The sequence below is a fragment of the Candidatus Cloacimonadota bacterium genome, from assembly GCA_012516855.1.
Taxonomy (GTDB): domain Bacteria; phylum Cloacimonadota; class Cloacimonadia; order Cloacimonadales; family Cloacimonadaceae; genus Syntrophosphaera.
Map to the genome: position 1 here is coordinate 25,102 of JAAYWB010000059.1, position 19,374 is coordinate 44,475.

The window sequence follows — 19,374 nt, forward strand, 5'->3', positions numbered from 1 at the left end:
GACCTCTTTTATTTTAAGGGGAAAGCTTGCATTATGCCAGTCAGCTGGAATGTAGCCGTTAAAGCGCCAACTATCACAAAAACCAGGATCAGGAACTTGAAGTAGTCCTGGGCTTTGAGGGTTCCCAGCAGCATCGGTTCACGGTTCAGATAGGCGGAGGCAGCGTAAAGCTCTTCTCCGATGAGAGTGTAGTCGCAAGTGGTGATAAAGAACGGGATCTGGGTGATGGCATCCGAGCCGGCGATCTGCACGGCTCCGACGGCGTTACCCGTTTCCGTCATCAGCAGAGCTTCGGCGGCGAAATAACCCATGAAGAAGTTGGTAGCCATCTTCTCACGGATCATAATGCCGTTCACTCCCGCCACATAGGCGAACTGCACGGAGGTGAGGTAGAAAACGTTGTTTTTGTCATAGCTGTCCGGGCGCCCCACCGCGTAGTGAGCTTCCCGTACGATTTCCTGGGCGATGGGCATCACGATGTAGTCGTAGCAGGGAACTATCAGTTTAGTGTCATATTCAGCGGCCTTTTTGGCAACCAAACTCAGGATGCCCATGGAAGCAAGGGTCGCCACGTCCGAAAGCCCGCCGTTGCCCATGCAGTAAAGCATTGGGCGTCCCATTTCGGTGGCGCGGCCGATGGCGTTGTCGATCTCCTGCAAACCGGCAATGGGACGCATATAGAGGTCTTTGCCCTTCTTGGCCAGATTCACAAACACCACTACCATGATCCCGAAGATGAGCACCGCAAATAGGGTGATGAGCTTGTTCCAGTCGAACCAGTTGGAGATCGGCGCGTAGTTTACATACTCCCCGGTCTTGAGGGTGTCCGGTGCCGTTTCGGAGAAAAGGCCTTCGCCGTTGGTTCTCACGATCATGTAGCTGTGCTGGCGTGATTCCGGCTCACGGATGGAGGACACCAGGCGCATCAGCCCACGGTCGTTTTTCTGCTTCAGGGCTTCCTGGAAAAGCTTGTTGCTGCTGTAGGCTTTGACCTTTTCCTCCAGGCCTTCCACCTTTTGGGTGAGGCGGGCGACAGCGCCCTGATAGACCATAGCGGTTTCTGGCACTTTGGCTTGGGCCAGGGAATCTCCACAGGCGGCAAGTTCTTTTTTGGCGTCGTCCAGATCGGTCTTCAGATTACCGATTATCTTCTTCGCCTCGTCCAGATAGATGCTGGTATTCAGTGTGGTTTTGCTTTCCTGGTCGTAGGTGAAATCGATTTCAGAGGAGACCAGAGCGAGGTCGCGGGCTTTTTCTCCTGCCGCCAGTTTGCGGGAGAAACGTTTCCCATCCATATATGTATATAATGAATCGCCTTTAACAAAGTTGAATCCGGCGATGGGTTTGGTTACTGTGGATATGTAGCCGATGGTCACGTCGAGGTTGTTTTCGTAGGAGGTGCTGCTCTTCACCAGACTGTAGGTAGAACTCCTGTATCCTTTGCGGTAAACCACATTTTGCACCTGGGAGACGTCAACGCCGTTCAGATACAGCCCCCGCGTTGGCATGTAGGCCATCATGGCGGGGTCCGGTTTGATGTATTGCACCATCGTGTAATCTTTGAGCAGCTCTTTTTTGCCGTAGGTGATGCGGCCGTTTTGGGGATTTATCTTGTAGGGCTTCACGGCCATGGTGATTTTCACTTGCAGACTGTCTTCGGGAACTTTCCCGCCGTTTTTCAGGGAGTATTTTTTGGGAATGTTCACATAGATGATGTTGTCTTGGTGAAATTCGTTTACCTTGGCAAAGGCAGTGTCTTTGCCCGGCTCGAAGAACTCGAAATAGATGTTACTGATATTCTGATTGTCGGTCTTGTTCACCTGGTAGTTTACTTTCAGCCTGGTGCCGTCTTTTTTCAGCGAGGATGTTTTGGTGATTGAGACCACAGGGTCCTGCCAGGTTACGGTGATGCGGTCGCCTTTGTCCATGGGTTTGTCTTCCACCCGGAATTTGGCGATTTGCGGCAGCGCGCTGCTTTTCACCCTTTTGGGCGAAGCTGGCAGGCTCAGCGGAGACTGGTTCATGCTGTAATCCATGAAGCGGATGCTGAAGCGGCTCTGGCTGGCCTGTTCCCAGCTCAAACCGGGCGCTGCCTGGCTGAGTTCTTCCTCAGTGACCACGCAGTTGTTTTTCAGCGAACCGCTGCCAACTCCGCCTCCGGCAATTTTCACCGCCGTCCCGGCCACAGCCTCCTGTTGTTCCGCGCTCATCATTTTCCAGGCGGAATCCGGCAGGGCTGGAACCATGTAGATGGAATAGGCTGCCAAATCGTCGTGGTTGAGGGGATATTCCCACTCGAACTGCAGTGTGAGATTGTCCTCAACAGCCGCGGCGAACAGACCGGGTGAGGCTTCCGGAGCGTCGTCAATCGGCGTTCCGGCCACGGGTTTCGCGATACCCAGATACTGGTTGCGTTCGTTAACGGGTACCACGGTATAGTAGTAATCAACTGGCTTTTCCCCGGGCTGAGCGCTCTTCAGCGAAGCCAGAATGGTCTGCTGGTTAAATCTCAAGCCGGCATAGATGTTCTCGTCTTCCTTGTCTGCCGATCTGGCCTTGACGGTCTTGTAATAATAATCTCCGTCTTCGATCTGGGAGAGCAGGGAAAAGCTTTCGCTCAACCGCGCGACAAGCTCTGTATCCCGCGGAACACCCCGGTAGAGGTTGCTGCCGGGGGCACCTTTCTCGTGTTTTAACTTGCCGGGGGAATCCAGGCTTACGAAGCTGCTGTAACCGCTGTCGTAATAAAGCATTTCATCGGTGGCCACGCCGGTCTTCACGTTCACCTGCACCGAGGTCAGGAAGAACAAGGTGTCCGGATGAACACCCCTGTAAATACGGTATTCCTGCACCCTTTTGTCTTTGGGCAGGGGTTTCCAGCTAAGCATCAAGCCGTCGCCGCCGTCGTTGGGGATGTCTTTCACCTGAAGGTTTTCCACCACCAGTTTCTTCAATTTGGCCTGTTCCTGCCCGCTCGGTCTGCTGCACCCGAAAGCAAGCAAGCCGGTCAGCAAAATCAGGATGAAGAGACGTATGTACAACTTCATACGTTAACTCCTATGCTGTATTGAGTTTTTTCATTAGGTTGCATCACGTCGAAACATGGGGATATTGTCAATCCTTTTTTACAAGCGGCTGGTTTTTAGGTGAGTTCGGTGGTTGGGGGTAAGTAGGCGCCCAGCACATATTTCCATAGTAAAAGTTTCCGAGGCAAGATATATTACAGCCGGGTTAAACAAATTCCGGAGCGGATTTCTGGGGCGGGGAAAGTGGTGGGTGATACTGGATTCGAACCAGTGACCTCTACGATGTGAACGTAGCGCTCTAACCAGCTGAGCTAATCACCCCGGGCAGGAGGTGGTGGGTGATACTGGACTCGAACCAGTGACCTCTACGATGTCAACGTAGCGCTCTAACCAAACTGAGCTAATCACCCATGTTAGGAATGCCATCCCAAAAAGAGGCGAGATTTTGTCAATCAAATTCTGCCCGAACCGATGCCTTCCCACCCCGAAATCCTTTCCGGAAAAGGATGCGGTCTCTAACGCAGCCTGCCTGTCCAGGGATGGGACTTGCGCCAGCCAGCCTGAGAGCGGTAGGGAACGTAATAGACCAGCAAATCGGCTAAGGAGCGGTGCTTCACCACCTTTATCGTGAAATCCGCCTTGCTCTTGTATTTCTCAAAATACCAGATACCGTCCTTATCCCTGGCTTGGGAGCGGTATTCCGCCACCCTGACACAGAGGTCTGCCTGGCTTTTGTATTCGCAGATGTTCCTCCTTGAGCATTTTCCAACTCGAAAACAGCATGGTTTCCGGCTTCATATTTGTCAATGCCATTTGTTTTTCAAGGATACGGAATCCAAATTGCATGCCATCACAGAGTGGAGGAAATGATGAAAAGATGCCTGTTTCTGGTCATGTTCCTGGCACCGCTGCTGCTGAGCGCTGCCAACTTCTTCGATTTGCCCACCGAGGTGACGCAGCCTGACGGCTCCGTGCTGGATTTGCTTGCTTCGGGCGATGAATTTGCCAACCGCCTGCACGACGCGAACGGCTATACCATCATCCAGAGCCCCATCGACGGCTGGTATTATTACGCTGTCCGCTCCGGAAGCGAACCGGTCCCTTCTTCATACAGGGTTGGTTCCGCTGACCCAAGAGCACTGGGCCTCGAGCCCGGGATAAACATCTCTCCAGAGCGTTACCACCAGAAAGTGGCATTTATGAATTCCCACGCCCGCTCCGGCTCCAAAGGCCCGAACACTGGCACTGTGAACAACCTTGTGGTCTATATTAAATTCAGCGACCAGACGGAATTCAGCGATCCCCGCTCGGTTTACGACGCCAAGTTCAATGCTGTGGGCGACGACCAGTTTTCCCTGCGCAACTACTTTCACCAGGTGAGCTATGACCAGCTTGATTACGTTTCCCATCACTTCCCCACTTGCGAACCAAACGTCAATCTATCCTACACGGACAGCCATCCCCGGGCGTACTTCCTGCCCTACAACTCCGTCACCAATCCCACCGGCTACCGCGATTTCCAGCGCACCGACCGTGAACATCAGTTGCTGGCCGACGCCCTGAACTCCATTGCCAGCCAGGTGCCCTCCACATTGAACATCGACGCCGACAACGATGGCTATGTGGACAACGTCTGCTTCGTAATCCGCGGACCCCATTCCGCCTGGGCGGAACTGCTCTGGGCCCACCGCTGGGTGCTCTATACCCAGGATGTTTTCATCAACGGCAAAATGGTCTGGGATTTCACCTTCCAGCCGGAAAACCAGAACAGCGTGCGCACCCTCTGCCATGAAATGTTCCACAGCGTGGGCGCTCCGGACCTCTACCATTACGATTTTGACGGCATCACCCCCGCCGGCTGCTGGGACATCATGGAAAGCGGCGGCGGCCACATGTGCATGCATATGAAATACCACTACGGCGGCTGGCTGAGTTCCATCCCCACCATCGGGCCCGGAACTTACACCCTAAACCCCGTAACTTCCCAAGTGAATAACGCTTACCGCTATGAACTCAACTCCCAGGAATCCCTCGTTTTCGAATACCGCAAACGCGGCGCTGACATCTTCGAGGAAAACCTGCCCGGTTCCGGACTGCTGATCTATCGCGTCAATTCCACACTGAGTGGAAACGCCTCTGGTCCGCCGGACGAGGTTTACGTATTCCGCCCCGGCGGCTCCCAAACCTCCAACGGCTCCGTCTTCGACGCCAGTTTCAGCGCCCAGAGCGGACGCACCGCCTTCAACCAACACACAGATCCCTGCTGCTTCCTGAGCTACGGAAGCTCGTGCCCCGTGAACGTCCATAGCATCTCGGAAGCCCATGAAACCATCACTTTCACGCTTTCGACCTCTGACGCGGCTTATCCGCCCCTGATTTCGGGATTTGTTCCGGCTGACGGCGCCATCATCACCGCGGTGGACACCCTGATTTCTGTGCAGATCGACGATCTGGGGACAAACATCAGCCTGGTCGAGTTTTTCCTCGATGACCTAAGCGTGGGCACATCCTACACGCAACCCTGGTCGGTGAATATTCCCGAAGGCTGGCTCACTCCGGGGCAGCACACAGTTAAAGTGCGCGCTGTCAATACCACCAGCCTTGAAGCCAGCGCCCAGGCCAGGGTGAAGGTGGTCGATCCGCTGCAGCCGACCTGGTTTGGCTGGCTAAGCGAAACTCCGGTCTGGGACGAATACGGACGCGGGGCTGTGCCTATCAAGATAGCGCTGGAACTTGATTTGGGCGCGCAGCAGTATCTGGTGAAAAAACTGGCTTTCGACGCGGTGGCCGATCCCTGGGGCTTTCCAGTCGAGCCGGGACTGGTGAACGCCAAGATCCACCGCTTTTCCAACGGCGCCATCACTAATGAGATACTGCTCGACATCGGCGACATCATCAGCCCCATGAACGGCAGGTTTGAACACACCGTGAACAGCCTTATACCCATCTCCGGGCACGTGGCTGTGGTTTTGGACCTCTTTGAATACCAAAAGCTCCGCTTCGACATCAATGGAGCCTGCGGACACAGTTGGACAACCGAACCTGACCGACCCTGGACCGATGCCCTTGCCCGCGGCGTTTTGGGCGCAGCTGCCATCGAGCTTCAGCTTCAGGCTCCGGGCTCTCCAAACCAGGATTTGACCGTCCCCACTCCGGAACCAAGCCTGAGCGCCTGGCCCAATCCCTTCGCTGCCAGCGCCGTCATCAGCCTGGACCTCAAAGCCGCTGCCCCCACTGAACTGGCCATCTACAACCTCCGCGGGCAAAAGGTCCGTTCCTTGCTGGATTCCCGGCTCGGCACCGGCCGCCATGAAATCGCCTGGGACGGCCTCGACCAATCTGGCCGCGCCGTTTCCCCCGGCATCTACTTCTGTCGCCTTAAAACTGGAGATTTCGCCAAAACCATCCGCCTCGCCAGGATCAGATAGAAAGAGCTCGTTTTGGCCGTACCCCAAGTGCTTTGCCCACTGCGAGTTCCTGCCGGTCAGGCCCTGAGCGCTCGAGCCTGTCGTTCTCCCTTGCCTCCCGCATAATACTCGCATCAAATGCGGGCATGATACGGGAGGCGCACTTGGGACATGGGACAGGGCCTTAACGGCCAGTCAGCAAAGCATCGCTTTTCCGCGCGATTTCCGGCTACCTTATGACCCCGTTATCGTATGCTTCCCCAAAGGGTTAACTTACCCGATTTGAAAGAGAAGCAATCACTTTCCGATGCAGAAATCGGCAAAGATTCTGCCTAGAAGGTCGGGGTCCGGAGAAACGCCCAAAATTTCGCCAAGGGCGCTGGAAGCAGTGATGAGATCGAAGGCGGTGAATTCGTAGCCGGCCTGGTTGTCGAGGGAGGTGAGGGCACTGGTGAGGGCGGCTATGACCCGCTCCAAAGCGGCGAGGTGTCTGGCGTTGGTCACTAGGGGCCGGTCGGGATTCTCCAGTGGAAGCTCAAAGCGTTTCAGGATGGCGGTTTGGAGGGCATTCAAACCGTCCGGGGCTATCGCTGAAACGGGGAGCGCGAGTTCAGGGGTGGAGCCGTCGCGGCTTTCGAGCGAGGCGGAGCCTTGGTTTTCGGGCTGGCAAAGGTCCCATTTGCTGGCCAGCCAAAGGGTCTTGGCTGGAACGGGTGAAAGCGCGGCAGGGTCAGCCTTGGGGGTGGGTTCATCAACCGGCAGAAGATAAAGCACCAGATCGGCCGACTGCATCAGCCCGAGGCTGCGGTCAATTCCCTCCCGCTCGATGGGGCCTGCATTTTCACGCAGTCCGGCGGTGTCGGTGAGAATGAGGTTGTAGCCGCTCAGGGAAACGCTTTCCTCCAGATAATCGCGGGTTGTGCCAGGATGGGGGGTAACAATGGCGCGGTTGCAGCACAGAAAGGCATTGAAAAGGGAGGATTTGCCGGAATTGGGCGCTCCGGCCAGGCAGACCCGGATCCCTTCACGGATGTAGCGGCCCCGGGCTCCGTCACTGTGAAGTTCCCGGGCCTTGTCCAGTGCGGCTGAGACCCTTTTTCTCAGGTCGGCGGCATCAAGAGGGGGGAGGTCCTGGTCGGCAAAATCGATGGCCAGTTCGCAGCGCAGGCGGGCGTCATTCACGGCTTCCAGAAGCTCTTTCAAGGGTTGGGACAGAAGCCCCCGAACCTGCATCAGCGCGGAGCTTTCTGCCTTGCTGCCAGTCGCTGTTATGAGGTCGTTCACAGCCTCAGCCTGGGTGAGGTCGAGCTTGCCATTCAGCAAAGCGCGGTGGGTGAATTCCCCCGGACGGGCCAGACGCGCTTCCAGCAGAAGGTTTTCCAGTATTTTGGCGGCCAGGCGGGGATTTCCGTGGCAGGAAATCTCCACGCAGTCTTCGCCGGTGTAGCTGGCGGGGGCGCGGAAAACCGTGCAGAGGACCTGGTCCAGCGGATTGCCATCACGGCTGTGAAAGATGCCGAAAATCACATGGTGTGAAGGGCTTTTGAGCAGTTTTTGGCGGGGGTGGAAAAATTGGGCGACGATTCCGATGCTACCGCTGCCGCTGATCCTCAGAACATTCACGGCGGCGCAGCCCGGAGGCGTGATCTGGGCGCAGATAGGCTCGAAAGCTGACTGCATCAGGCTTTGAGGCGGTTAAGGATTCCGGCGGCCAAAGTTTCCGGCGTGAAGCCGATCATGTCATTTAGCTGTTCGGTCTTGCCGTGGGCAATGAAGCTGTCCGGATAGCCGAAATTAACCACTTGGCATGGTTTGGCTGCCAGCAATTGAGCGATCCGGGAGCCCGTTCCGCCAATCACGGCGTTGGTCTCGAAGGTGAAGAGATGGGAACAGCTCTCGCCCAGTTCGTTCAGCAATGCCTCATCCAGCGGCTTGAGGCTGCGGAGGTTGACCAGCCAGGGGTTCAGGCCGGCTTCAACCAGCAACGCGTGGGTCTTTTCGGCTACCATTCTGGCACCGCCGTCAGTGATAAGGGCGATGTTTTTTCCCTGGTGGACTGTTTCAGCCCGGCCCGGCACGAAATCCGTTAGTGGCAATTCTCCCCGGCTTGCGGTCCCGCGTGGGTAGCGGATGGCAACAGGCCTGTCCTGATATTTGGAGGCGAAAGCGAGCATGGAGTCCAGTTCCTCCGCTGTGGAAGGTGAAAGAATGATCAGGTTGGGGATGGCGGAGAGCAACGAAACATCAAAGGCGCCTTGATGAGTGGCCCCGTCTTCGCCGACCAGCCCGGCCCGGTCTATGCATAAAACCACGGGCAGGCGGGGCAGGGCAACGTCATGGATAACCTGGTCGATGGCACGCTGCAGGAAGGTGCTGTAGATGGCCACGAAGGGTTTCACGCCCTTGCAGGCCATTCCTGCTGCCAGGGTCACGGCGTGTTGTTCGGCGATGCCGACGTCGAAAAAGCGCTTGGGGAATTTCTTTTCAAAGGAGGCCAGACCGGTTCCAGCGGCCATGGCGGCTGTGATGGCCACGATTTTGGGATCGGCTTCAGCCAGTTGGACCAGGCTTTTGCCGAAAACTTCGCTCCAGCTTTCGCTGCCGCTGCTGGCCTGTTTGCCGCTGTTGGCGTCGAAGGGGCCCACTCCGTGGAAGGAAGAGGCATCCTGCTCCGCGGGAACGTAGCCGCGGCCTTTCTGGGTTACCACGTGCAGCAGAACCGGGCCGACCATGTGGCGCTTGATGCGGCGGAGCATGGTGGAGACGAGTTCAACGTCATGGCCGTCGATGGGCCCCACATATTTGAAGCCGAGGTCCTCGAAGATGATGTTCGGCACCAGGATGTTCATCATCGACTCCTCCAGCTTTTGGGCACCGAGAATGAAGCGGCGGCGAAGGTTTTCCGGCAGGGTGCCGCCGAGGTCCCAAATCTGCTGTTTGAGGGTGTTGTAGGGCCGGCTGGCCATCATCCTGGCCATGTATTCCTGCAGGCCGCCGACGTTTTGGGAGATGGACATCGCGTTGTCGTTGAGGACGACCAGAAACTTGTTTTTCTGCAGGTGCCCCGAGTGGTTGAGGGCCTCGAAGCTCATGCCGCCGGTGAGGGCTCCGTCGCCGATCACGGCGATGCAGAAGCCGCTTTCGCCCTGCAGATCCCGGGCGCAGGCAAGGCCCAGGGCCGCGGATACGGAAGTGCTGCTGTGGCCTGTGCTGAAGGCGTCGCAGGGGCTTTCATCGCGGTTGGTGAAGCCGCTGATGCCTCCAAAAGAGCGAAGGGTGTCAAAGCGCTCGTTGCGCCCGGTGAGTATCTTCCAGGCATAGCTCTGATGGCCCACATCCCAGACCACGCGGTCCTTGATGGGGTCAAACACGCTGAGCAGGGCGAGGGTGAGTTCCACCGTTCCCAGGCTAGGGGCGATGTGTCCGCCGTTGATGGAGACAACGTCCACGATGCGTTTGCGGATTTCCTTGGCCAGCAGGGTCAATTCCTGAAGGCTGAAGTCTTTTATAACAGAAGGGTCTTTAATCTTTTCCAATATCATGTTTCACTCCCGGTTGCGGGGTTGGGCACCGCGGTTGCTGGACGAAGTTCCTCGCTTTTCACGAGGACCAGTTCCAGGATCACCAGCGCCAGCGCGGCGGCCAGCAATATCTTCCAGAGGTCATGTCCCAGGCGGGTGTGGAATAGGGTTTTGATCCAGTTCGGCCCCAGTAGCCTGGTATTGCTTAGGCCTTTGTAGTCCATTGCCTGAAACTCGCTCTCCTGCAGGGGGGTGTTTACCGCGACCACTTTGGCGGGGCCCTCAGCTTGGAGTAGCGAGTAGATGCCCGGCTGTTCCAAAAGGTGGGTCCTACTGGCCAGCTGGATGCTTTGCCCGTTGGGAAGGACGATTCCGCTGGCGTTCACGGTATCTCCCAGCAGGTAGTTTTCCCCGCTGGCGATGAGAGTGCCGGCATGTTCCAGGCAGCGATAGGCGAAAACCGCGAAAGCGGCATCCAGCAGGAAGGTTGAGTGTTGGTCGCTGGGGTCGAAATTCCAAAGCACGAAGTTGTCTTTTGCCAGGGCAAAGATGTCCCCGCCCCCGCTCAACAGGGTGGTTGCGCCTGTTCCTGAGAGCTTCCAGTATTTCGCCAGCGTGTTGTAGCGGATGTTTTTCCCCGCCAACAACGAGGTGGTGTAGTGATGGGGATTCACGTGGCTGATGGTTTTGGGCTCAGATTGCCACGTGCCAAAGCTAATGCCGAAGGTTCCCGCCAGCAGAGAGCGGTATTCCGCGGAAAGGGTGCCGTCCAGGCAGAAAAGCGCGCCGCGGCCGCTTTCACCGAGTTTTGCTACGATGTCGCGCAGTTTTGGTGAATAGGGTGCCGCTCCCACAAACACAAAGGTTTGGTAGCTATCCAACAGGGAAAGATTGAGTTGGCTGGGAACCAGCCGGTCAACGCTGCCCCCGCTACCGGTATACACGTTGAGCAATGACCTCAGGGAAAGAGGCAGGCCCTGTGCCCCGGAAATCACGGCCACCCGGGGTGAAAGCTGGAAGGGGAAAGAAAAATAGCTGCGGTTATCCTGCTCCAAACGGTCATCCACCACTTCCACATAGCCGCTTTGCCAGCCGTCCTGCCTCAGGTCGATGGCGATGCTTTGATTTACGGTCTGCCTGGCTGGCAAAGCCACGAATTTCTCCGCAACCTTGGCATCGCCCAGAACCACTTTCACTAGCACCTCCTCCCGCGGCTGGTTGCCGTGGTTGGTGAGCTGGAATTCAATGGTCTGGCGGCGGGATTTCTCCACCAGTTGTGGCAGCGCGCGGGCATTGGCGCAGCTAAGGTTGGCAGGTTCCCGGTTTGGGGCGATGTTGATCACGTTGAGCCTTGTTTTCGGCGAGGAGGGGTAGTCCTGTTTCTGGCCGTCTGTGATAAGGTAGAGTTCGCGGTTCGCAAGCTGGGTTTCAGCCAGCTTGGCTTCGGCGAGTTCCAGCATGTTCTGCAGGGGCAGGGGAGTATAGGTGGTTGCAATTTGGTCGATAAGTTCGGGGGGCGGGCTTCCGGCATAAATCTGGGCGTGGAGCCGGTTCCATTTGTCCTCAGAGGTGATCAGGATCACTCGGTCCTCAGGGTCACAAAGGGCGGCGATCTTTTTCAGAGCATCCTTGGCCCGGTCCAAATCGCTGCGTGATTCCTCCACATAGTCCATGCTGTAGGAAGTGTCCACCAGGATCGCAATTGCAGTGGGAGGGTGGCTGGATGACGGTTTGAGGCATGAAGAACGCAGCAGCGGACGGGTGGCGGCCAGGGTCACCAGCAGGATGATGAGCATACGGATGATGAGCAGGAGGATGTTTTTTAGGCGGGTGCGCTTTTTTTCCTCTTCCTGGCCCGCTTTGATGAAGCGTAGGGAGGGAAAGACCACCTGTTTGGGCTTCTTTTTGGCCAGAAGCCAGATCAGCAGTGGCAAAACGGTGGCCGCCGTGAAAAGCAACAAGCCGGAATTGAGAAAGCTGAGCCCGCTCATGGATTATGGCAATCCTACTCCCAAGGAAAAAAGATACTCGCTGTCGCTCAGTTTGAAGCCTTTATTGTTCAGGGCAAAGTCGAAGCGGAAAATCTTGTAGTTATAGCCAGCGCCAAGGGTGTAGTTGATATTGTCGGTTCCGCTGAAGTCACGGCTGTAAAGGCCTATCCTGGCTGTAAAGGCCTGGGAATTGTTTGGGTCGGAAGATGTGCCCTGCCAGTCCCAGAGATACTGAAAGCCCAGATGGTAAGTGGTGTCCGGATTCCTGGACAGCCGGTTTTGAACACCACCACTGACGGTGAGGTATTCCGTGCCGTATTGCGCCCCGAAAGCCATCCGGCTCTGCAAGGGAACGGATTCGTAGCCCCAGTCCCACCACAGGCGGGAGAGCAGATCGGTGGAAACCAGACCGAAAGTGAAACTCCCGGTTTGCAGGGTCAGCCCCAGATCGGTGGAAAAACCTTTCACTTTGGTATCGATGAACGTGGTGTCCGGCCTCGCGGAACGCATATACACCAGCCGGCCTGACAGATATTTGGCGTTCAGTCCAAAGCGGATTGGCCGCCAGGAATTGTCGCTCCCGGCAAGGCTTATCTGCCACTTGTCCAACTGATAGTCCAGATAGCGGTAGCCGGATGGGTTGTTCGGCCAGGCGGGATCAGGGCTTTCGACGATGTTGACGGAGGCCACGGGCTGATAGGTCAAAGCGGTTTGTTTGGCCACCAGGGTGACGTATTTGAACTGGCTGGGCCTCAGCACGTTACTGAATTGGACTGCATCCGCAATGGTCATGGCCTCGTCGCCCTTCACCCTGAACGAAGCAGAGGCCAGGCTGTACTCGTTGCCGCCAAGCAGGGCTGGATTTGAAAAGCTGGCGTAGAAATCACTGGCGTTGGTCACGTTCATGCAGCCCATGCCAATGGCGATGGGGGAAACGCTGTTTTCCGGGGTTCCGTAGTCGAAAGAGGTGATGGGCAGAACTTCCCCGTAGGCAGCAAGTTCCACGCAGAGCAGGGTTATAATGAAAATAAGAAGGGTCTTCATGGTATTGGGTCTCTCTCCAGTTTACGGCGGGTCCAGTTGGCGGCAAAATATCCCAAAATCCCGGTGAACAATCCGGCTACCGCGTCCACAAACCAGTGATAATGGCAATAGACAGTGGCGACGGAGAGGAATACGGAAATCACGGCAAACAGGTATCCCCATTTGCCGGTGAATTTGAATCCCGCGATAGTCAACACCACCGCTATGGCCACATGGGAACTGGGAAAAGCTCCTCCCCAATGGCCGCTGTGGTTGTAGATGAATGCCATGATACGGGTGAAGATTCCCCCGCGGAAAGCTTGGGAAAGCCGATATGATTCAGTGTGGAAGCGGCCTCCAACCACGGGGAAGATGCTGTAGAAAATGTAGCAGGCGTAAAACACGAAAGTGATGTTGAAGATCAATTCCTTGAAAGCCGGCTTGTTTTTGAGATAGAGGTACAGAGGCAGGCCTACGATCAAGGGATAGTAGCAGAAATAGGCGAAGTGGAAAAGTTCCTGAAAGAAAAACTGGCTGCATCTGCGCCCCCATTCCAGGGAGGGCAGGTAACCCCAGATCTTGCTGTCCATATCCATGAACCAGGGGTCCAGCCATTCGGGGAAGATGATGAGAGACACCGAGCGCAGGGAACTGTAATAATAGGCAAATAGGAACACCGGATAGATGCCGCGGACGAAACGCAAGGCTTGGAGCAGCCAGGGTTTGGCGGAAAGGTCCAGCTTGCGCTCAGCCAAGGCCAGCAGCAGAACGAAGGCGACAATCAGCAGATACAGGGGCAGATGGATCCCGGCGTTGATAGCCCGGCCCAGAAAGATACCGACCGTCATGTAGATAATGAACCAGGCGCAATAGGCCAGGGTGATCTTGTCGATAGCGCTCAAAAACTGGCGTGGGGCTGAAACGCTATGGACCGGTTGGGTGTCCTTGTTTTTCCGGAGCCCGGGCGGCATTACAGTTCCCCCAGTCTTTTGGAGACGATGAAATTCAGCGCCCCCATCAGGATGGCGATGCCCCAAATGATGGCCACAAAAGACATTGGCAGGTCTTCGCGAATATCGGGGAAAAAGGCGTAGAAAATGTGGGTGAGCAAAACCGGCAGAATGACGATAACATATTGGGCAAAACGGATTTGTTTCCAGAAATAAACTATCACCCAGGCCACCACTAGCGTGATCAACATCGGCCAGGGAGTGAAATACAACAGATAACCAGTGTAGGTAAAGATCCCGCGCCCGCCCTTAAATTTATGGGTTACGGGCAGGCAGTGCCCCACCAGCATGGCCAGGCCATAGAGCAGCATTACGTTTTTGTGGTACATCAGCTCTCCGCCGGCGATGGGGCTGTATGAATCCAGCAATTTCAGCAGAAGCTCTGTCACCAGCAGGAAAACCATTGCTTTCAGGATGTCCAGAGCGCCAACCAGGATGCCCATGGGGCGGCTCACGTGAACATAGATGTTTTCTGTATCAGCCAGGCCGGTGCCCACTTTGTGGATTTTCAGCGAGCGGAAGGTCTTGGTGAACATCCGGGCGGTGGAAAAGCAGCCGTAAAAATAGGCCGCTACCATGACCAGTGCTATGATCAGGAAGTTCACTGGCCGCCCCCGTAGTTTCTTTGCCCAAACAGCACGGAGCCCAGCCGCAGCATGTTTGAGCCTTCTTCCAGTGCCACCTCGAAATCATCGCTCATTCCCATGGAGAGATAGTCAAGCTCCACTCCCGGGATGTTTTGCCTGCCGATCTTGTCCCGAAGTTCCCGTAATTGCCGGAAGTAGGGCCTGGTCCGCTCCGCGTCGATGCTCATCAAACCTATGGTCATCAGGCCGCGCACGCGCAGACAGGGCAGTGCCGCAATCTGCCAGAGCATTTCCTCAGCGTTGGCTAGGCTCACGCCGCTTTTGCTTGTTTCCGCCGTGGTGTTCACCTGCACCAGAATGTCCTGCGTGAGGTTTTTATTGCCCAGGGATCGGTTCAGTTTCTGGGCGATGTGCAGGCTGTCCACAGACTGGATCAGAACGGGTTTCAGGCTCAAAAGGTTGTTTATTTTGTTGGATTGCAAATGTCCGATGAAATGAAAGCCGTCATAAGGCTGGCTGAGCATTGGGATTTTGCGCAAGGCTTCTTGCACCTTGTTTTCTCCGATGTGCCGGATTCCCAAGCTCAAAGCCTCATCAACAGTTTCCACCGAATGGGTTTTTGTAACGGCTACGAGTGTCACTTCAGAGCCGGTTCGCCCACATCTCTGCAGCGTTTGCTCTATCTTTTCCCGAACCCTGTTCAGATTGTCCGCAATGGAGGACATTCAGGCTCCTAATTATTTGTGTATTTTATCAACAATCCGGGCGCGTTCCCAAAACCGGCTGGGATAATGATCCAGCGCGCATCCAGATTAACTTTCCCATTTTTGTTGTGGCGCATCTCTGTCAAGCAGAATCTCCCACTGGCATCCAACACCGAAAACTGACCAATTTTTTACTTGACAGGCTGAGACTAAGATTAGTATTGCGCAAACCGATTTATTTGGGGAAGTATGAAAAAGATATTGGTTCTTTTAGTCGGACTGGTCGCGCTGAGCATTCCAGTATTCCGATACCACCGACATTTCAATACTCACGAGCTGAGCCCCGGCCAGACTATCCGCAGGAAGAATGTATCCTCCAGATGGATTTTTGCCGACCTCGCCGGTAACAACTATGACTATATGTTATCCGCAGCGCCGCAGGGCAAAAATACCTACATGCTGCAGGTGCGGGACCAGATCGGAAAAGACATCTCGCAGATAAATTATTCCCATCCCCTGCGCGGCATCACCGTGCTCTCCGACCCCCGCAGCAAAGCTCCGTGGATGTTTCTTAGCATCAACGACCAGAAAGCAACCGGCGTCCATGGTTTTCATTACATCTGGGAACCAATGCTCAAGCGCGAGGAAAGACAATTCGACGCCATAGCCCGCACGGATACTTTGATCGCCTACGAAGACTATGATTGGAGCGGGACCCTGCATCCCAAATTGCTCGAGGATATCGATAATGACGGCAGTCCGGAACTTGTTTGCCTGGCCTTCGATTCCTTTACCATAAACCCCCGCGGCCTAGTGGTCTATGACTTCGACAGCGGCGGGTTGAAATGGCGCTTCGACCTCAGCACCTGCATCTCTTCCCTGCTCTGTGACGATTTTGACGGGGATGGCGAAAAGGAACTGGTCTGCGGAACCATCGCCTATAAAAACACTGACCAGGAAATGCGGGACATGGACGACGCCCATTCCTGGCTGATGGTGATCGATGCCCGGGGCCGGCTTCTTCACCATGAAATGGTTAACGAAGGCTTCAGCCAGGTGTTGCTTGCTTCCGACGACATGGACGGGGATGCCCAAAAAGAAATCCTGGCCGTTTGCTCCACCAAAGGCAACGCCGAACTGCCCAATAGCGTGAAATGGCTGAATTGGACAGGAAAGCGGTTTATCTCGAAGGAAAGTTGGTTACTGCACGGCAATCTGGAATTCAACAACCCCGAAACCATATATAGCCTGATGGATGGGGAAGGCCGCAAGCTTGTCATTCTGGCAGCTATGAATTCACCCCTGATCGTTCTCGACAGCCAGCTCAATAAGGTCAACCACGACTTTAACGAGCCTGTGAGCAGTGTTTGGGGTGTTGAAGATCTCGATCTGGACGGCCGCAAGGAGATTCTGCTGGAAACCCGGGACAACCGTCTTGTTGTTCTGAGCAGCGATCTCAAGTCCAAAGCTGAGTTGGCAAACCCTTTCAACCTTGATGACAATTACTCCGTCCACATCGTGTACACCGGTTTTGGCAAGCCACCCAAGATCGCGCTGGCCATTGGGGCTGAGGTTCGTTATTACCAATACCGGCGCCTGCCGCTGTGGGAACAGGTCACACGTTTCATCTGGTTGAACCTGGACTATCTGAGTCTTATCCTGTTGCTGGCATTACTGCTTCTGCTGATCTATGTCTACCGCCGTCGCCGCATTATTATGATGGGCATCAACAATCTGGGGCAGGGAACGGTCCTGATGGCTTCCAAAGACAGGATCCTCCATATCAACGATTATATGCTGGACTTTTTGAAAGACGAATACGGCAATCTGCCTCCTGGTAATCTGAAATCGCTTTCCCGCCTCTATCCGGATTTGGCTGCTCTGATGCCCGATTTCGAGGCCAGCAAGGATTCGGATTTTAACCAGCCCATGCTGTTGGGCCGCCAGCAGATGCGTCACAACGTTCAAATCCAGAAACTGGGAGGGTTGACCAGCAAGTTTCTGATCACGGCCCAACCTGACCTTCCCGCGCCAGGTGATGCCGCCGCCACCCTGGCCTGGGCAGATACCGCGCGCAGGCTTTCCCACAACGTAAGAAGGCATATCACCAATATCATCCTGGCCCTGAAGCCCTTGCAGACTGGTGGGTTGGACGATAAACAGCTTGGATACACTGATATCATCCGCAGCGAGATAGAAAAGATCCGCATCTTCACCCACGCCTTCCAGCGTTTTACCGAGCTGAAGGACTATGAGCTGAAGTTGCAGGATGTTATCCCCTCTTTGGAACACTGCCTGGAACGCCTCACCATACCAACCGGCATCAAGCTGATCAAGAATTGGGACCTTGCCTCGGTGGAAGCCTGGATCGAGCCGATCCGCTTTGAAGAAGCGCTGGGAAACGTGATTGCCAACGCGCTCGACGCCATGGAGGAGGGCGGAACCCTGCACCTGACCGTGAAAAAATTCCCCAACCACTCTGGCCTTAATGGAAGGCAGAGCGTGATGATCGAGGTGGAGGACAGCGGCAAAGGCATTCCTGCCAAATACTTGGAGGAGGTTTGGCAGCCATTCTTCACCACCAAAAACGACGGCACCGGAATCGGCCTGCCCGAAACCAGAAAGATCATCACCTCGATGGGCGGCACTGTTTTGGTGGAAAGCGAGGAGGGGGTGGGAACAGTCGTCACTTTTTGGCTAAAGGGAAGCACTGATGGATAAAACCAGGATTCTATTGGCTGACGACGACTCCGTTTTTTGCCGGCTGGTGGGTGACCTGCTGCAGCAAAATGGCTATGACGTCACACTCGCCCTGGATGTTCAAGGAGCGCGCCAGGCCTTACAGCGCAGCGTTTTCGACATCATGATGCTCGACCTCTGCTTTCCCGCGCTGATGGATGGTTTCAACCTGTTGGACGAGGTTCGGGAAAGATACCCTTCGATAACCGTTCTGATGATTTCAGGCTCGGGCCATATTCCCGATGTCGTGCGCGCCATCAAACAGGGAGCCTACGATTTCATCGAAAAGCCAATCGAGCCGGAACATCTGCTGCTGCGCATCGGAAACCTGAACACCAAGATATTGCAGGAAAGGCAGATGCGTCACTTGGAGCAAGCTGCCATCGGTATGGTGGGGGTATCCGCGCAGATGGGAAAAGTTTTCTCCGCCATCAGCGCCGCGGCCAATTTCGATTCCCCCGTGCTCGTGACTGGCGAAACCGGTGTGGGCAAGGAACTGGCTGTGAGGGCGATTCACCGCCTGAGCAAATTCGGAACCCAGGACCTCATGAGCATTAATTGCGCTTCCGTGCCCAAAGAACTCTTCGAAGCTGAGCTTTTCGGCTATGAAAAAGGCGCTTTTACAGGGGCCGAGAAAGCCTTTAAGGGCTATTTTGAATTTGCCCGGAACTCCTCACTTTTTCTGGATGAAGTGGGGGAATTGCCGGCTGTGGTTCAGGCCAAACTGCTCCGCGTTCTTTCCGAAGGGGAAATCCAAAGGATCGGAGGCAAGGTGGGAATCTCCAACGCCCGCATCCTGAGCGCCTCCAACCAGGACTTGCAGGCTGCAATCCAAGCCGGAACTTTTCGCGAAGACCTCTATTACCGCCTCAACACCATCGAAATCCACATCCCTCCTTTGCGCCAGCGGATTTGTGACATTGCTCCCCTTGCCAGGCACTTCGTGGCCGATTTCTGCCAGCGTAACCAACAGCCCCCCCAGGGAGATATCAAGCCGGGCGCTGGACTGGATGAGCGAGCAGAAATGGGAAGGTAACGCGCGTGAGCTGCGCAGTTGCGTGGAACGCGCCCTCATCTTTTCCGACGCTGATGTTCTGGGGCCGGAAGACTTTGCGGAACATAAACTTGAAATCCCGAACGCGGAGACCGGGCAGGTTTCCCTGCGCGAACAACTGCGGCTCTGCGAAGCCAGCATTATCAGCCAGTCTCTGCAGGCCAACGATTTCAACATCAGCCGCACGGCAAAACAGCTCGGCATGGATAAGTCCAACCTCAGCAAGAGGATACAAGCCCTGGGCCTTGACCTCCACGCCTGACCCCATCCTCAACTTTTTCCCCGGTTTACTGGCCCTTTGCCCCTTCCCAC

General features: G+C 55.5%; 11 protein-coding genes, 2 tRNA genes and 1 pseudogene. 3 read left to right on the top strand and 11 right to left on the bottom strand.

Annotated features, from left to right (window positions below):
- Positions 1-8: 8 nt before the first annotated feature.
- The 4 genes from GX466_05885 to GX466_05900 form a co-directional block, all read right to left on the bottom strand.
- Complete coding sequence (locus tag GX466_05885; GenBank protein ID NLH93737.1) at positions 9-3,047, bottom strand: hypothetical protein; 3,039 nt, start codon at positions 3,045-3,047, stop codon at positions 9-11.
- Between the two features lie 223 nt (positions 3,048-3,270).
- Positions 3,271-3,347, bottom strand: a tRNA-Val gene (locus GX466_05890).
- Positions 3,348-3,358: 11 nt separating this feature from the next.
- Positions 3,359-3,436 (bottom strand) — tRNA-Val (locus GX466_05895).
- Positions 3,437-3,541: 105 nt separating this feature from the next.
- A complete protein-coding gene (locus GX466_05900) occupies positions 3,542-3,733 on the bottom strand; it encodes a hypothetical protein (GenBank protein ID NLH93738.1) in 192 nt (63 codons plus the stop codon).
- Between the two features lie 162 nt (positions 3,734-3,895).
- Here GX466_05900 and GX466_05905 point away from each other — a divergent pair, with 162 nt between their 5' ends.
- Positions 3,896-6,454: a M6 family metalloprotease domain-containing protein gene (locus GX466_05905; protein NLH93739.1), complete on the top strand. Its 2,559-nt coding sequence runs from the start codon at positions 3,896-3,898 to the stop codon at positions 6,452-6,454.
- 276 nt (positions 6,455-6,730) lie between these two features.
- Here GX466_05905 and mnmE read toward each other — a convergent pair whose 3' ends face one another.
- The 7 genes from mnmE to GX466_05940 are packed head-to-tail and all read right to left on the bottom strand — an operon-like array spanning position 6,731 to position 15,290.
- On the bottom strand, positions 6,731-8,113 hold the full coding sequence (gene mnmE, locus GX466_05910; protein ID NLH93740.1) for a tRNA uridine-5-carboxymethylaminomethyl(34) synthesis GTPase MnmE: 1,383 nt from the start codon (positions 8,111-8,113) through the stop codon (positions 6,731-6,733).
- On the bottom strand, positions 8,113-9,975 hold the full coding sequence (locus GX466_05915; GenBank protein ID NLH93741.1) for a 1-deoxy-D-xylulose-5-phosphate synthase: 1,863 nt from the start codon (positions 9,973-9,975) through the stop codon (positions 8,113-8,115). Before GX466_05915 ends, mnmE begins: the two co-directional genes overlap by 1 nt.
- Positions 9,972-11,945 carry a VWA domain-containing protein gene (locus GX466_05920; protein NLH93742.1) on the bottom strand — a complete coding sequence of 658 codons (1,974 nt, stop codon included), beginning with the start codon at positions 11,943-11,945 and terminating at the stop codon, positions 9,972-9,974. Before GX466_05920 ends, GX466_05915 begins: the two co-directional genes overlap by 4 nt.
- Before the next feature lie 3 nt (positions 11,946-11,948).
- A complete protein-coding gene (locus tag GX466_05925; protein NLH93743.1) occupies positions 11,949-12,989 on the bottom strand; it encodes a hypothetical protein in 1,041 nt (346 codons plus the stop codon).
- The gene (locus GX466_05930; protein NLH93744.1) at positions 12,986-13,939 is read right to left on the bottom strand and encodes a phosphatase PAP2 family protein; all 954 of its coding nucleotides are present in this window, start codon (positions 13,937-13,939) and stop codon (positions 12,986-12,988) included. The genes GX466_05925 and GX466_05930 overlap by 4 nt, the downstream gene beginning before the upstream one ends.
- Entirely contained in the window at positions 13,939-14,583 is a 645-nt protein-coding gene (locus tag GX466_05935) for a hypothetical protein (protein NLH93745.1), read from the bottom strand. Before GX466_05935 ends, GX466_05930 begins: the two co-directional genes overlap by 1 nt.
- On the bottom strand, positions 14,580-15,290 hold the full coding sequence (locus tag GX466_05940) for a YggS family pyridoxal phosphate-dependent enzyme (GenBank protein NLH93746.1): 711 nt from the start codon (positions 15,288-15,290) through the stop codon (positions 14,580-14,582). The genes GX466_05935 and GX466_05940 overlap by 4 nt, the downstream gene beginning before the upstream one ends.
- Before the next feature lie 228 nt (positions 15,291-15,518).
- Between GX466_05940 and GX466_05945 the strand changes: the two genes are divergently transcribed.
- Positions 15,519-17,990 carry a hypothetical protein gene (locus GX466_05945; protein ID NLH93747.1) on the top strand — a complete coding sequence of 824 codons (2,472 nt, stop codon included), beginning with the start codon at positions 15,519-15,521 and terminating at the stop codon, positions 17,988-17,990.
- Positions 17,983-19,324, top strand: a pseudogene (locus GX466_05950) (sigma-54-dependent Fis family transcriptional regulator). Before GX466_05945 ends, GX466_05950 begins: the two are co-directional and overlap by 8 nt.
- The last annotated feature ends 50 nt before the right edge of the window (positions 19,325-19,374 follow it).

Bases quoted from the DNA above. Each gene is read 5' to 3' on its own strand.
- GX466_05885 (NLH93737.1), bottom strand. From the start codon at position 3,047: ATGAAGTTGTACATACGTCTCTTCATCCTGATTTTGCTGACCGGCTTG.
- GX466_05905 (NLH93739.1), top strand. From the start codon at position 3,896: ATGAAAAGATGCCTGTTTCTGGTCATGTTCCTGGCACCGCTGCTGCTG.
- mnmE (NLH93740.1), bottom strand. From the start codon at position 8,113: ATGCAGTCAGCTTTCGAGCCTATCTGCGCCCAGATCACGCCTCCGGGC.
- GX466_05915 (NLH93741.1), bottom strand. From the start codon at position 9,975: ATGATATTGGAAAAGATTAAAGACCCTTCTGTTATAAAAGACTTCAGC.
- GX466_05920 (NLH93742.1), bottom strand. From the start codon at position 11,945: ATGAGCGGGCTCAGCTTTCTCAATTCCGGCTTGTTGCTTTTCACGGCG.
- GX466_05925 (NLH93743.1), bottom strand. From the start codon at position 12,989: ATGAAGACCCTTCTTATTTTCATTATAACCCTGCTCTGCGTGGAACTT.
- GX466_05930 (NLH93744.1), bottom strand. From the start codon at position 13,939: ATGCCGCCCGGGCTCCGGAAAAACAAGGACACCCAACCGGTCCATAGC.
- GX466_05940 (NLH93746.1), bottom strand. From the start codon at position 15,290: ATGTCCTCCATTGCGGACAATCTGAACAGGGTTCGGGAAAAGATAGAG.
- GX466_05945 (NLH93747.1), top strand. From the start codon at position 15,519: ATGAAAAAGATATTGGTTCTTTTAGTCGGACTGGTCGCGCTGAGCATT.